The organism is uncultured Roseivirga sp. (assembly GCF_963973945.1).
Lineage (GTDB): Bacteria > Bacteroidota > Bacteroidia > Cytophagales > Cyclobacteriaceae > Roseivirga.
The window spans coordinates 61,650-75,673 of the sequence record NZ_CAXBBV010000013.1 but is presented as its reverse complement, the minus strand read 5'-3'; the positions used below and the strand labels follow the sequence as shown (position 1 = coordinate 75,673).

Sequence of the window (14,024 nt, the reverse complement as noted above, 5' to 3'; positions counted from 1 at the left end):
GAATCAAAGATGAGGGAATCCGCTTTCGTGAAAGCAAATATAAGTAAATGGGAAGAGTTCGAAAGGCAAATTTCCTCCAAAGCCAGAAAAGACCCTGACAGGCTTGCTAGTTTGTTTATTCAGCTGACGGACGATTTAGCCTATGCTAAAACGCACTACCCTAAAAGTGACATTACTGTTTACCTTAATAACCTTTCAACAAAAGTTCACCAATATATCTATAAGAATAAGAAACAGAGTTCGGGCCGATTTGTAAGATTTTGGCAAGTAGAACTCCCCGAAATATTCTGGGTTCACCGCAAAGCCTTTGGTTATTCATTAATCATATTTTTGCTGTCAAGTATTATCGGAGCATTTTCCGCAGCACAAGACGATACTTTTGTAAGGCTTATATTGGGTGACAACTATGTGAATAGAACCTTAGTGAATATTGAAAGTGGAAATCCACTTGGTATTTATGATTCTATGGGGCAGACGGATATGTTTTTTGCGATTACCTTCAATAACATTCGGGTATCATTTATGGCCTTTGCTGCGGGTATTTTAGCTTCAGTAGGAACGGGCTTTATGCTTTTCAAGAACGGAGTGATGTTGGGTTCTTTTCAATACTTCTTTTACCAAAAAGGACTTTTACTTACTTCGGTTCTTACGATTTGGATTCATGGTACCATAGAAATTATATCTATAGTAATGGCAGGTGGGGCTGGGCTCATTATGGGCAACTCAATGTTGTTTCCAGGTACTTACTCTAGGCTTGAATCTTTAAAAAAAGGAGCTTTGACAGGAGCAAAAGTGGTTTTAGGCTTGGTGCCTATGTTTATTATTGCTGGTTTTCTAGAATCTTTTGTTACCCGATTGTTCGGAATGCCGAGTGCTTTAAAAGCCACCATCATTTTGGGATCGTTGGCTTTTATGGTTTATTACATAATTATTTACCCTCGAAAATTGTTTAAAAATGGCGTATACACCGCAGATAGAATTTTATAAAAAGCGCCAGTTTGGAGACAAGCTGAACATGACTTTTGTTTTCCTTCGCGAAAACGCATGGCCTTATCTAAGGGCTCAATTGCTTATATCTGGCCCAATCCTTCTCATTTCAAATATCATGATGAGTCAGTTTTCTTTGAGTTTCCTTAATTTGGATGGAGGAGTCACACCTGATTTTGTTATTAGTATGATGGGTATGTATGGTGTGATGTTGATTTCGGTTGTAGTTACATCAGCCGTAATGCCTGCGGTGGCATATAGCTACATGAGGGTCTATCAAGGTAAAGCCCCGTCCGAAATTCGAATTCCGGATGTAACCAGAAACTTGCTCTCAAAGGTGTTCAACTTGTTGGTATTTAATATTATAGCTGCGATTGTTGTTGTTGTTGGGATGTTCTTTTTTTTCATCCCAGGTGTCTATTTAATGATTGTGCTATCATTAGGTTCTGCCATTATTGTGTTTGAAGACAATAACCCAATCGATGCTTTTGGAAGGTCTTTTAAATTAATTAAAGACAAATGGTGGAGTACTTTAGGCTTATTGTTTGTAACAGGAATTATTGGCTATGTTATCAATATGCTCTTTAGCCTACCAAGAACCTTTCTGCTTTTTGGTGATTTATTTACTTCTGTGCAAAAATCGGGCGATTTGAGCGGACTAGATGAATCAAATTTTGGTAGTAACCCCTTGGGCATACTCTTTTCCGTATTTGAAACTTTTGGAGCTATTCTTACCTACTCTATCAGCTTTTTAGCTTTGGCTTTTCAGTATTTTAATTTGGTTGAAAGAAGAGAATCTAGAGGTTTGATGTCGAGAATTGAGCAGATGGATGATGCCGGAAATGTGGAGGATGAAGAGACATATTAATCTATTATTCTTAATTCTGACACTTCAATTTGCTTTTGCAGGCTCCTCTGCTTTTGCAGCTTTACCTGATCAATCTCCACAAACAGAGATAAGGAGTTTTGACGCCCAAAAGCTAGATGAATACAGGGGCGATAAGCGCTTTCAGTACGAAGTGTATAAAGCCAAACCAAAGGGCTTTCTGGAGCGACTTTGGGATAGGATTGTAGGTTGGTTTAATAACCTATTTGGTTCTGCGGTAACAAGCGGTATATTAGAAATTCTATTCTATGGTTTGCTCATTGCGGCTTTCGTGTTTTTCATTGTCAAACTAGCAGGTATTCAGCCAACAACCCTTTTTAAGAAGACTAAGTCTGAAGCAAAGCCTTATCAGGTAGATGAAGAAACGCTACATGAAATTGATTTTGAAACTGAAATTCAACAAGCTATCAGCCAAGCGCAGTGGAGAATTGCGGTGCGCCTCACTTACCTCTATTCCTTGAAAAGAATATCAGATGCTAACCTCATTGCTATTCGAAAGGGGAAAACGAATCGAGAATATCTATACGAATTGTCGGGTCATAACATAGAAAAGGATTTTGCTAGTCTCAGTTTCCTTTTTGACTACACTTGGTATGGTCATTTTGAAGCTAACGAAACCATGGTTGCTAAGGCCAAATCCCATTTAGAGAGTATCGGAACTTTAAAGTCTTCGAAGAAATGAAAGACAAAAAATACCTGATATTCTTTATTGCCATTATTACCATTTATGTGGTGTACGAAATGCAGAAACCGAAACCTGAGGATTGGACGGTCACATATCATTACCGCGACCGTATTCCTTTTGGCACTTTCGCTACACACGATTTACTCAAAGATCTTTTCGATCAGGGAGATATACCTTCGAGTTTTAAAACCATTTATGAATTAGTAGAACAAGAAGAGGTAGACGATAACTTCTTGGCAATTGCTGGCAATTTGATTTTTGATGATAATGACTTCAATTCGCTTTTAAAGCATGTTGAAAAAGGGCATACGGTTTTTTTAGCAGCACAAGATTTTTCTACTCGTTTTGAAGATTCTTTGCGTTTTGAAGCCTATTTGGAGCAACGATTAAATCCTTCCGACTTTACCCAAATAGCAAATGAATTGGCAGAAGAAACTAAAACGAGGGTGCGATTTGCCTTGCCAAATGGAAATGAAGAGACTTTCGTTTTCCCGACTTTAACTACGGCTGCTTACTTTTCTAAAGTAGAAAGCGACAGCATTACCGAAATGGCTTGGCGAGAAGATGGTAAACCTGTTCTGCTTAAATACAATGGTGGTCAAGGCAATTTGTATTTGAGCACCATGCCGTTGGCTTTCACAAATTACTTTGTTTTACATGAAGAAACTTCTGCTTTTGCTTCCTCAATGTTGAGCCTCTTGCCTGAAGATGAGCTTTTAATGCATATAGAATATTACCAGATGGGTAAACTTGAGTCACGCTCAGAAATAAGGGCTTTGTTGAGTTATCCTGCTTTAAGGTGGGCTATTTTCATTCTGTTGGCTACGGTATTCATTTTCATTTTATTTGAATCGAAAAGAAGGCAACGCATCATTGCAGTGATTCCGCCAGTGAAAAATGCCACCCTTGAATTTGTGAATACACTGGGGCAGCTTTATCACCAGCAGAAGAACCATAAGAATTTGGCGCAAAAAAGAATTCTGTTCTGGAAGGATTATGTACGAAGTCATTACACGCTCAGAACAGATAAAGTGGATAAGGCCTTTAAACTAGAGCTCACGAGAAAATCTGGCGTTGAAAAGGCAAAGGTTTTTGCTTTGGTAGAATTAGTAGAGCGAATAGAAGCAAATGATATGATCGAAGAAGGCGAACTTCTGATGATGGAAAAATTAATGAACGAATTTTACGGAATAGTATAGCATATGGAAAATCAAGATACATTCGAAAACAGGGTAGACCTGACAAAACTAAAGGCAGGTGTAGAACAAATCCGTGAGGAGATTGGCAAAGTCATAGTGGGCCAGAAAAAAATGGTCGATTTGATTTTAACCGCTATTCTTGCCGATGGTCATATTCTTTTAGAAGGTGTGCCGGGTGTAGCCAAAACATTGGCGTCTAAACTGGTGGCGAAGAGTATTGATGTAGATTTTTCTAGGGTTCAGTTTACACCTGATCTTATGCCTTCCGATGTACTCGGCACCTCAATCTTCAATGTAAAAACTTCCGAGTTCGAATTCCGGAAAGGGCCTATCTTCTCGAATATTGTGCTTATTGATGAAATTAACCGAGCACCGGCAAAAACCCAAGCCTCGCTTTTCGAGGTAATGGAAGAGCGTCAGGTTTCCATTGATGGAACTACACACAAAATGGATGAGCCTTACATTGTTTTGGCTACTCAAAACCCGATTGAGCAAGAAGGAACTTACCGACTGCCAGAAGCGCAGCTCGATCGTTTTTTATTCAAAATTGAAATCGGTTACCCTTCACTCGATGAAGAAACAGAAATTTTAACCCGCCATGCGGCCAGAAAAGGCAGTCAACTCGATGGTGTTTCTAAAGTACTCAATGCGCAGGATATAGCTGCATACCGATCTACCTTAACTGAGATTGTAGTAGACGAAAAACTTCTTAAATACATTGCTGAAATCGTGACTCAAACACGTCACGACCACGCCATTTATTTAGGGGCTTCTCCTCGTGCTTCTTTGGCTCTGCTCAATGGCGCAAGGGCTTTCGCAGCCATTCAGGGACGCGACTTTGTAACACCTGAGGACATTAAATTCTTGGCTTCTCCTGTGCTCACCCATAGAATTATTCTTACACCTGAAAAGGAAATGGAAGGGGTTACTGCCGAAGAAGTAATCAACCAGTTGGTTGCTAAAACTGAAGTACCGCGTTAATGAATTACATCAAGTCTTTCTATCTCACCAATCGTTTTTTTGCCGTAGCAGGGGCTTTGGTGTTCTTGTTTATGGTGGGTTTTGCTGTTCCTGCAGTAGCCGCAATAGCAGAAACGCTCTTCTACCTGGCTTTGGTACTGCTAGTGCTCGATACGCTGCTTTTGTATAAGCAAAAAACACCATTGGTGGCAGAAAGAATAATGACCGAAAAGTTTTCTAACGGAGATGAAAATTCAATTCAGATTATTCTAGAACATCGGTTTCAACAACAAGTATTTATTCAGGTTTTTGATGAATTGCCCGTGCAGTTTCAAATTAGGAATCAGCAATTTAACCTGACTTTAAAGCCTGGAGAGGTCAAGAATATTAATTATTCCCTTCGCCCAGTAAAGCGTGGTGAATACGAATTTGGAATCATAAACGCCTTTGTGTTTACCAAGCTAGGTATTGTGAAACGAAGGTTTCAACTGGGGCAGCCCAAAGCAGTCTCCGTATATCCTTCTTTCATTCAAATGCGTAAGTACGAATTGCTCGCCATTTCAAATCAATTACAGCAGAGCGGTATCAAGAAGATCAGGCGAATTGGGAATAACATGGAGTTTGAGCAAATCAAAAACTATGTAGCTGGAGATGATTATAGAAAAATCAACTGGAAAGCCTCTGCCCGAAGGTCGGAATTGATGATCAATCAATTCCAAGATGAGCGTTCGCAGCAGGTATATTCTGTAATTGATAAAGGCCGAATGATGCAGATGCCTTTTGAGGGTATGAGCTTACTGGATTATGCGATTAATGCCAGTTTGGTGATTTCTAACATTGCCCTGAAAAAAGGCGATAAGGCTGGTTTGGTTACCTTTCAGCATAAAGTGAATTCAGTTTTGCCTGCTTCTTCTCGAAACATGCAGCTGAATTTAATTTTGGAGCATTTATATAAGCAGAAAACAGCCTATAAAGAAAGTGACTTTTCACAGCTCTATATTTCCTTAAAACGGAAGGTAACGCAGCGAAGCCTTATTCTACTCTACACTAATTTCGTTTCGGTTTCTTCCTTACAAAGGCAATTGCTTTACCTCAGAAAAATCAATCAACAGCATTTATTGGTATGTATTTTCTTTGAGAATACGGAAGTGAAGGAACTCATTGAAACCAAAGCTGATTCTTTGGAAGGAGTGTATACAAAGGGAATTGCAGAACAATTGGCTTATGAAAAGAAGCTGATTATGAAAGAGCTTCAGGCCCACGGAATTCATACCATTTTAACGCCTCCAAAAGAGTTGAGCGTGAACACCATTAACAAGTACCTTGAACTGAAATCTAGAGGATTGATCTGATATGGAAATGCGAAAGTACAGAACTGCGATGATTTTAGTAATTGGCGTTTTGGTGGCTATTATGCTATGGCAGTCCTTTAGCCAGCCTTCCGTTTCCGACCTCAAAGGTGGGTTTACCGAAGTGGCTTTTTACCGTAACGAAAACAATACTGGGCCAGTCGTTCGAGTGTACATTGTTACCGTAGCCGATCCTGAAAATGCTGAAATGGAAGCCTATGGCAATTATATGCTTCACACCAAATTCGGTAATACTAAAGTGTATTTCTTTCCAGAAGGCAGCCCAACGCCAACAAACATAAGTGGAGGCGATGTCAACTTTTCAGCAGAGTTTAACAGCTCCTACATTGCTAAATACGAGAAGAATGCTTCAGGATTGGTGGCGTTTGAGAAGAGAAATTAACCTTACAGTTAATGCGAAATCGGCTGCGTCCAAGCCATTTCATAATCACCTTCTTGAAACGGGTTTTCTTTGATTTTTGAAGAACTAATTCTAGCCCTGATGAAGAGCATTTCTTTGGTCAGTTCAAAAGAGGCTTCGGTTCCATTCACCGTTTCGAAGACCTCGCTTTTGTCGCTTCCTTTTCTTACTCCAATAAATTCGATGGTATAACTCACGCCAGCGTCTGCCTTAACTTTCAATTCGATTTCATTTTCATCTTGCTCTAAAGAAGCCAAGCTTACGCCAGTTGAAGCGTAGAAATTTCCAGCCTCCATGGTTTCAATAATGGATTTAGCGTCAAGCGATTTACTGTTTACCATCACCCAGCCACGGCCGCTATTGCTGTACTGTCCACCAAACAAATGGTAATTATGACTGTCATCTGTAGCAATGCCATACATCAAAGGCTGATTTCTGTTGAGGTAAGCAATATTGATTTGATCCCACATTTCCTCCATACCCATTCTGGTGGAATCTCCATAATTATGTACTTGAGGATGACCATTAAACACTTCGAAAAAACGTTCTCCACGAAGTGATTTCATGTCTTCTACAGTAACGGCCCAGCCAAAATTGGGATGGTTAATGTGAGGCATAATGGGTTCGCCTGTGGCTTCTCTTTGCTCCAATACCGCATCAATGTTGTTTTGCATTGTTTCGGCTACACTGTTTCCGTGCCTGGGCTGAATGAGTTCCTGAACATTAGTAGCATTCATATGCAATGGCTTTCCACCATAGCCATCGGTAATTTCTTGAGCGGTAATTATGGCAAATTTGCCAGCCTCTTCAAACAATGGTTTGTATTCAGGCTCAGTTTTCAGCTTTACACTAATGCCTGTGCTGTCTTCTTTATATTCTACCCAATCTTCTCCGAATTTCTTCAAGTAATCTTCAAAAGCTTGTTGGTAGATCATGCTTTTTGGAATCTTCTTCCACTTTTCGGTTCTGGCAATAATGTTATGTTCTGAAAGTGCAATAAACTGGTAGTCGTTGCTTTTGTACCAATCCAAAACCATTTCAGGAAATCCATCTCCATCGCTCCAATAGGTATGCGTGTGCAAATTTCCTTTTAACCAATTGGCTTCTTCTTGCTCACAACTTAGAATGCTTAGAAACAAAAATAGAGTAACGATATATCTGATTCTCATGGCTTTAGTGGCTTGATTTCTATAGAAATTTAGGCATTTATGTTTTAAGCTACCCAATTCGGGAGATCATCAAATCGTGAATTCTGTGATATCAGAAATTAGTATAAGTATTTAATTTATGATGATTTATAACTAAATAGAGTAACCTTATATTCAAAAACAAAACAATCAGTTACAAAATAAATATTGAATAATTATAAAAAGAGGTAGGGTATCCAAGCATTGATGCGTAGTACATGCAAGTAACATTGCGAAACGGTGAGTGGAGCAATGTAGAAAAATACCATTTTTATTTTAATGACCCAGCAAAAAGCTCTTTCACAGACGGTGTAAAGAGCTTTTTCATTTTTCTTCTGGAGCCATTAATAAACCAACTCTCCAAAAGTTGTGATGGGTCAATTGATGATTATATTCTGAAATTAACTTTTGGAGAGTTTCTGAAGATTATATCAACTTGGCTTGTGCCCTAATCCATCTTTCGGGCAATTCGCCATGGGTAGCATTGGTGTAGTCTTTGTAACTGCATGGCAAATAGGCTTTTTGGTTATGTTTATTGCCAAAAGTAACCAGCATCCACCATTTATCTGTCGATTTACTTTTGTAGAAAACCATTGTATCGTCAGTACCTTCTTGTGAAACTACATAACGAGTGTACTCGCTAGACTCAAATTTTCCGCTGTCTTTCCTATTGTAAAAGCCTTCCACAAAGTACCAAAGCATGGTGGCGATTACGGTAGCAGTCTTACCATGTTGGTCATCTAAGTCGGGGCTGAAGCCAGAAATACTAATGGAGCTTAATTTTTCATTCATTCCCGCATACCAACAAAGCTGGCAAGCTTCTTCGCCTGTTAAACCAAAGGGTTGGGCATCTGGGTTTGCAGGGGCATCGGCACTACGTATGGCAGTTATATCAAAAGTCATCATGTTGGCCATACGGACTAATGGTTCGGCTTCAGGAAAGTTCTCTCTTAATTGCCCTAGTCGCATGGCTTCAAAATAAAGCTTGTCTAATACGCCCAAATGATCTTGTCCCACCAAATAACTCTGATGCGCCAAATGATTATAAGAGAAAAGGTAGTTGGGGCTGTAAGTCAATATTTTGTCTAGGAAAGTAGCATTTCCCATACCTTCTGACTCAAGGTTTAAAGTAGCATCTACATTCAAGAGTGTAATTAGTTCAGGCAAAGATTCATAAGCCTGAAATTGACCGAAACTAAGGTCGTGCGACCCACCAATAACAATAGGTAGTATTTTGTGTTGAAGTAAAAACTCACAAACTTCTCTCAATCTATCGTTGGTATCTTCTAGTGTTTCTCCACTTTTTAAATTTCCTAGGTCGGCAATTCTGTAACGGCCTGCTCCTTTTTTCAACCTAAAAAAACGTTCTCTGATTTTTTCAGCACCATCGTTTTCAGGCTTGTTTTCACTCGCTCCTCTATTTTCTGTTAAACCCACAAGGGCAATATCACACTTGGTAATATCAAAATTATCGTTGCCAGAAGATTGAACAGAATGTCCTACACTGTTTGCTGGCAATTCTTCAGAAATATCTACGGGGCTAAAAAAGAGTTTAAGATTCATTCGGTTACTACCTAGTTCAGAAAAAATAAAGATAGGTGATTTTAGTCTATTCGGGAAAGTGGTGCAATGGGTTAGAGCATAAAAAAACCACTCATTGAGTGGTTTATATTTTATCTGCCTTTTTAATTAAGCAAAACTACTTCGGTTTACTAAGAATAAAGTGTTTACTGTAATTTCTGGGTAACCGATATTGTTGGCCTTTAAGGTCTAGTTTTTGGTGATCTCTATGTTTAAAGTACCGCAATCCTTAACAGAAAATGATTTGTTTTGAGATGAACCACCAATAGTATAGGTATGGCTACCTTCTGTTAAGCTTATGGTTTTTTGGCTTCCATTGCTGATGTTTCCTCTTAAAGTGCCATCAACAATTAAGGTAATAGAGTTTCCGTAACTATTGTAAAAAACTACAGTGGCCGAACCGCAAGAGGCTAAATCTTCGCAACTGGATAACGAGATACTAGCAATGAATAGAATTACTAAGACTTTGATTTTTTTCATCGAGAATTAATTTGGGTCTAAATTTTTTCTCAAGAAATAATAAACAAGAGGCTTAAGCGAATAAATGTCACCAGCTACCGAAAACTATTCACGAATAACTGGTCGTATTTCATTTAAAACTGAAGTATTCAACAAAAAAAATGGCCATCCTAAAAGAATGGCCACTGTGTATTTTTATTGCTTGGGTTTAATTAACCTCCGAAGTCATCAAATGCTACGTTTTCAGGTGGAACACCCCAGTCGTCACACATTTTAATTACTGCTGCGTTCATCATTGGAGGTCCACAGAAATAAAACTCGATATCTTCTGGAGAATCATGTTTGCTCAAGTATTGGTCAATCACCGCTTGGTGAACAAAACCTAAGAAACCATCACCTTCTTTATCGTTTACATCTTTTTTCTCTACCCAATTGTCTTCTGGCAACGGCTCGGAAAGCACCAAGTGGAACTGGAAGTTCGGGAATTCCTTTTCAATTTTCTGGAAATCATCTAGGTAGAAAAGCTCTCTTTTAGAACGTCCACCGTACCAGTACGATACCTTTCTTCCAGTTTTCAAAGTGTGGAAAAGGTGGAATAAATGAGACCTCATTGGCGCCATACCTGCACCACCACCAACATAAAGCATTTCTGCATCTGTAGGTTTAATGAAGAATTCACCGTAAGGGCCAGAAATCGTTACTTTATCACCAGGGTTTCTAGTAAATACATAAGAAGAACAAATACCAGGGTTAACATCCATCCATTTGTTATTTGCTCTGTCCCAAGGAGGAGTAGCAATACGAATGTTCAACATAATAATGTTTCCTTCTGCAGGGTGGTTGGCCATTGAGTAGGCACGGAAGATTTCTTCTTCGTTCACCATTTTCAAATCCCAAAGCTGGAACTTGTCCCAATCTCCTTTAAACTTATCTGGACCAGCCGGATCGTTTGGATGCGGCTCGATGTTGATTGTTTTGAAATCACAAACTACAGGAGGAACATCTACTTGGATATAACCACCAGCTTCAAATTCTAAGTGTTCACCTTCTGGTAACTTCACTACAAATTCTTTAATGAATGAGGCTACGTTATAGTTTGAAACCACTTCGCATTCCCATTTCTTGATACCGAAAATTTCTTCTGGTATCTGAATGCGCATGTCGCTTTTAACCTTTACTTGGCAAGAAAGACGAACGCCTTCTTTTTGCTCTGCACGGTTTAAGTGGCCAACTTCGGTTGGAAGCACATCGCCTCCTCCCTCGCTCACGGTACATTTACACATGGCGCATGTACCACCACCACCACAAGCAGATGGAAGAAAAATCTTTTTACCAGAAAGGGTGTTCAAAAGGGTACTTCCTGCGGAAGTAACAATAGGGTTCGCCTCATCACCGTTAACGATGATTTTCACGTCTCCCGACTGAACTAACTTGGACTGTGCATAAAGCAAAATCAGTACGAGCAATAAAATTACAGCCGAAAAAGCGACTACTGAAGTGATAATTACTGAAGACATTTAACAATCTCTTTTAAATCAACAATTGGATAGGCCGAAAACCGGCCTCCCGTAAGGGCTACAAATATATCCACTTAAGATTAAAATGGAGAAGGATTCAGTAAAAAAACCGCGCATTTAAAAGATACTCTCTAAACACTGATTTTTTCTCTCAGTTTTTGCCCTTTTCTCAACTCAGAAATCTCGCTTTCTAGCGCTCCAAGGTCTAATTCTTCCGAAATTTCGGTTTCGTTGTCAAACTGCACTACACTAATTTTGGAGTTATAAACCCATTTGGATTGGAGTAGTTTCGAAAGCTTGATTTTACCGATCACATAACTTCTATCAAAGCAGAAGAATTTTTCAGAAACAGTCTCAAACTCATTCAGGTCAATGTGCTCTGGTTTTTCGAAACTGGCATATACTGTTACGGCATTTTCACTGCTGAAATGAACCTTACCTTGATTGTAGTGCTTTTTGTATTCGTATTTGTAATCATAACTTAAGGCCGATATATCTGAAAGTACGGCTGCTCCAGTGGGCAAGCTTCCTGCTCCTTTACCTATAAACAACTGATCGTCACAGAATTCACCGTTTAGCGTAACCGCGTTGAACTCGTTGTTCACATTCCGGAGGTTGTGATTTTCCTTTACAAACTGAGGAAGTACACAAGCAAATACTTCATCATTTTTACGCGAAGCTTGGGCAATTAGCTTGATTCTATAGCCATGCTTTCTGGCAAACTCTAAATCGCTTGGCTGTAAATGATCGATACCTAAATTGGCAATTTTCTCTGGCGACACATTGATGCCAAACGCGTGGGTAAGCAGTATGCTCAACTTAAATTTAGGATCGAAGCCTTTCACGTCTAATGTAGGATCGCTTTCAGCAAAACCCTTTTCTTTGGCTTCTTCTAGAGCTTGAGCGTAATCTAGTCGCTCATCAAAAATCTTGGTTAGTATATAATTGGTAGAGCCATTGAAAATACCTTTGATTTCATTCAGTGGTTCATGCCCAAAATATTCTTCCAGAGTTCTGATGATCGGAATACTACCGCAAACAGCACCCTCATATAAAATCCCCTTCCCTGTTTTTTCTTGTAGGTCAATCAGGTATTCTAGGTTTTCTGCAACCATTTTTTTGTTGGCCGTAACTACCGATTTGCCATTTTTTAAAGCCGTAGTTACAATTTCAAGTGCTGCTTCCGCATTGTCGATCAACTCAACAATCACATCAATTGAAGGATCGTTTAGAATCTCCTCTTTATTATAAGTGAAAACAGATTCTGGAAGACTCCTTACTTTATGTCGGTCTTTCACGCAAATCTTTACGATTTCGCCTTCAAAATTTTTGGAGTTGTTGATGGTTTGATAAAGACCTTGCCCTACACAGCCAAAGCCAAATAGACCTATTTTAATTGCTCTCATTTTTTCAAGAATGGTTTTAGTATTTCAGATATTTTTCGAGTTTCGATTAAAAAGCCATCATGGCCATAATCAGATTGAATGATTTCAAATGTTGAATTTGGTAAGTGATCTGCTATTGTTTGTTGGTCTGTTAATGGAAACAGAATGTCACTTTCAATACCTATTATTAGAGTTTCCGTTTTTATGCTTGCCAATGCTTTCTGAACACTTCCCCTTCCGCGCCCCACATTATGAGTGTCCATGGTTTTGCCTAAGGTGTAATAACTGCGGGCATCAAACCTATTGCTCAGCTTGATACCTTGATAGCGTTGATAGCTTTCTGCCTTATAATTCTCTAGTGCTTCATTGTCATCTCTTTGACTCTGATTAAAAGTTTCTGGAGTGCGATAGGACAACAGCGCCATAGCTCTTGCGGCCTCCATTCCCTTTTTTCCTCCGTTAACCGAACTAGAGAAAAAGGAAACATCTGCTTCAATGGCCATGCGCTGTGAGGCTCGAATGGCCTTTCCCCATGGGCTGCTTTGGGCCGAAGTGGCAATTATGAATAACTTATCGAAAATTGGGTCTTCAATGGCCCATTCTAATATTTGCTGACCACCGGTAGAACCACCCATACCTAACGCAATACGTTCAATTCCTAAATAATTTTTAAGTAGAATATGGGCTTTCACCTGATCGCGAATAGTGATATTTGGGAAACTGGAAAGATATCTTTCACCTGTTTTTGGGTCGAAATCTCTAGGGCCTGTAGTACCATAACATGAGCCCAAAATATTCGCACAAACAATAAAATACTCTTCAGGATTTATCAGGTAATTATAGCCAACCAAACCAGGCCACCACTGTATTGGGTCTGTATTTGCCGTTAGGGCATGACAAACCCAAACTACATTGCTTCTGTCAGAATTAAGTGTGCCGAAAGTTTGATAGGCAATCTGAATATCATTGAGAACTTCACCAGATTCCAATCGGAATTCACCTGAATGATGATAATAGTGTAACGAATCGTTCACTTTATTAGAAGTTTGAGTAAATGGAATAGATACAATCATGACACAAGAATTATGGATTTGAAACAGCAGGGGTGGGTTCTGTAGGGTACAGAGTTATGCTGGAATCAAACAACAAATTTGGACATGAAAATTTAACCCTGACTTAGAGGGTTTGGTGTTTAGCGGACACTTGTCCACAAAGGATAAATAGGTTTGCATAACTGTCAAATTTATATTCTCCCGAAAACCACTTGGCTTTCTTTTGGGATTAGGAATTAGCACCTTTCCTCTACGGATGGTTGCTAGCGTTTCATAGAGCCTATCTCTCCACGCTTCTGTATAAATCGATTTTTGAAACTTGGCTGATGCCAGATCAAAAATTCTCGACTTGTGGG

At 39.3% G+C, this 14,024-nt stretch carries 13 protein-coding genes and 1 riboswitch; of the genes, 7 read left to right on the top strand and 6 right to left on the bottom strand.

The features are described from left to right. The first annotated feature begins 9 nt into the window (after positions 1 to 9). From AAC026_RS17080 to AAC026_RS17050, 7 genes are read left to right on the top strand one after another with little or no spacing between them, the layout of a single operon-like run. Positions 10 to 987: a stage II sporulation protein M gene (locus tag AAC026_RS17080; protein ID WP_339606756.1), complete on the top strand. Its 978-nt coding sequence runs from the start codon at positions 10 to 12 to the stop codon at positions 985 to 987. Further along, on the top strand, positions 956 to 1,855 hold the full coding sequence (locus tag AAC026_RS17075) for a hypothetical protein (RefSeq protein ID WP_339700605.1): 900 nt from the start codon (positions 956 to 958) through the stop codon (positions 1,853 to 1,855). Before AAC026_RS17080 ends, AAC026_RS17075 begins: the two co-directional genes overlap by 32 nt. Beyond that, complete coding sequence (locus AAC026_RS17070; RefSeq protein ID WP_339700602.1) at positions 1,839 to 2,555, top strand: hypothetical protein; 717 nt, start codon at positions 1,839 to 1,841, stop codon at positions 2,553 to 2,555. The genes AAC026_RS17075 and AAC026_RS17070 overlap by 17 nt, the downstream gene beginning before the upstream one ends. Then, positions 2,552 to 3,757, top strand: coding sequence for a DUF4350 domain-containing protein (locus AAC026_RS17065; protein ID WP_339700599.1), 1,206 nt, complete (start codon positions 2,552 to 2,554; stop codon positions 3,755 to 3,757). Before AAC026_RS17070 ends, AAC026_RS17065 begins: the two co-directional genes overlap by 4 nt. 3 nt (positions 3,758 to 3,760) lie before the next feature. After that, positions 3,761 to 4,738, top strand: coding sequence for a MoxR family ATPase (locus AAC026_RS17060; protein ID WP_339606752.1), 978 nt, complete (start codon positions 3,761 to 3,763; stop codon positions 4,736 to 4,738). Further along, positions 4,738 to 6,069 carry a DUF58 domain-containing protein gene (locus tag AAC026_RS17055; protein ID WP_339606751.1) on the top strand — a complete coding sequence of 444 codons (1,332 nt, stop codon included), beginning with the start codon at positions 4,738 to 4,740 and terminating at the stop codon, positions 6,067 to 6,069. The genes AAC026_RS17060 and AAC026_RS17055 overlap by 1 nt, the downstream gene beginning before the upstream one ends. A gap of 7 nt (positions 6,070 to 6,076) precedes the next feature. Further along, complete coding sequence (locus AAC026_RS17050) at positions 6,077 to 6,469, top strand: hypothetical protein (RefSeq protein WP_339700596.1); 393 nt, start codon at positions 6,077 to 6,079, stop codon at positions 6,467 to 6,469. A gap of 8 nt (positions 6,470 to 6,477) precedes the next feature. Here AAC026_RS17050 and AAC026_RS17045 read toward each other — a convergent pair whose 3' ends face one another. The 6 genes from AAC026_RS17045 to metX all read right to left on the bottom strand — a co-directional run bounded on the left by AAC026_RS17045 (position 6,478) and on the right by metX (position 13,689). Then, positions 6,478 to 7,656 (bottom strand): histidinol-phosphatase, encoded by a 1,179-nt coding sequence (locus tag AAC026_RS17045; protein ID WP_339700593.1) that lies wholly within the window; start codon positions 7,654 to 7,656, stop codon positions 6,478 to 6,480. Between the two features lie 444 nt (positions 7,657 to 8,100). Then, positions 8,101 to 9,237, bottom strand: a complete 1,137-nt coding sequence (locus AAC026_RS17040; protein ID WP_339700590.1) for a formimidoylglutamase — start codon at positions 9,235 to 9,237, stop codon at positions 8,101 to 8,103. A gap of 207 nt (positions 9,238 to 9,444) precedes the next feature. Further along, entirely contained in the window at positions 9,445 to 9,735 is a 291-nt protein-coding gene (locus AAC026_RS17035; RefSeq protein ID WP_339606746.1) for a hypothetical protein, read from the bottom strand. Positions 9,736 to 9,926: 191 nt separating this feature from the next. Continuing rightward, complete coding sequence (nqrF, locus tag AAC026_RS17030; protein ID WP_339700587.1) at positions 9,927 to 11,231, bottom strand: NADH:ubiquinone reductase (Na(+)-transporting) subunit F; 1,305 nt, start codon at positions 11,229 to 11,231, stop codon at positions 9,927 to 9,929. Between the two features lie 131 nt (positions 11,232 to 11,362). Beyond that, positions 11,363 to 12,637 carry a homoserine dehydrogenase gene (locus AAC026_RS17025; RefSeq protein WP_339700584.1) on the bottom strand — a complete coding sequence of 425 codons (1,275 nt, stop codon included), beginning with the start codon at positions 12,635 to 12,637 and terminating at the stop codon, positions 11,363 to 11,365. Beyond that, complete coding sequence (gene metX, locus AAC026_RS17020) at positions 12,634 to 13,689, bottom strand: homoserine O-acetyltransferase (protein ID WP_339700581.1); 1,056 nt, start codon at positions 13,687 to 13,689, stop codon at positions 12,634 to 12,636. The genes AAC026_RS17025 and metX overlap by 4 nt, the downstream gene beginning before the upstream one ends. A 167-nt stretch (positions 13,690 to 13,856) precedes the next feature. Next, positions 13,857 to 13,975: riboswitch (SAM riboswitch) on the bottom strand. Positions 13,976 to 14,024 lie beyond the last annotated feature (49 nt).

Bases quoted from the DNA above. Each gene is read 5' to 3' on its own strand.
- AAC026_RS17045 (WP_339700593.1), bottom strand. From the start codon at position 7,656: ATGAGAATCAGATATATCGTTACTCTATTTTTGTTTCTAAGCATTCTA.
- AAC026_RS17065 (WP_339700599.1), top strand. From the start codon at position 2,552: ATGAAAGACAAAAAATACCTGATATTCTTTATTGCCATTATTACCATT.
- AAC026_RS17055 (WP_339606751.1), top strand. From the start codon at position 4,738: ATGAATTACATCAAGTCTTTCTATCTCACCAATCGTTTTTTTGCCGTA.
- AAC026_RS17035 (WP_339606746.1), bottom strand. From the start codon at position 9,735: ATGAAAAAAATCAAAGTCTTAGTAATTCTATTCATTGCTAGTATCTCG.
- AAC026_RS17070 (WP_339700602.1), top strand. From the start codon at position 1,839: ATGAAGAGACATATTAATCTATTATTCTTAATTCTGACACTTCAATTT.
- nqrF (WP_339700587.1), bottom strand. From the start codon at position 11,231: ATGTCTTCAGTAATTATCACTTCAGTAGTCGCTTTTTCGGCTGTAATT.
- AAC026_RS17080 (WP_339606756.1), top strand. From the start codon at position 10: ATGAGGGAATCCGCTTTCGTGAAAGCAAATATAAGTAAATGGGAAGAG.
- AAC026_RS17060 (WP_339606752.1), top strand. From the start codon at position 3,761: ATGGAAAATCAAGATACATTCGAAAACAGGGTAGACCTGACAAAACTA.
- AAC026_RS17040 (WP_339700590.1), bottom strand. From the start codon at position 9,237: ATGAATCTTAAACTCTTTTTTAGCCCCGTAGATATTTCTGAAGAATTG.
- metX (WP_339700581.1), bottom strand. From the start codon at position 13,689: ATGATTGTATCTATTCCATTTACTCAAACTTCTAATAAAGTGAACGAT.
- AAC026_RS17025 (WP_339700584.1), bottom strand. From the start codon at position 12,637: ATGAGAGCAATTAAAATAGGTCTATTTGGCTTTGGCTGTGTAGGGCAA.
- AAC026_RS17075 (WP_339700605.1), top strand. From the start codon at position 956: ATGGCGTATACACCGCAGATAGAATTTTATAAAAAGCGCCAGTTTGGA.
- AAC026_RS17050 (WP_339700596.1), top strand. From the start codon at position 6,077: ATGCGAAAGTACAGAACTGCGATGATTTTAGTAATTGGCGTTTTGGTG.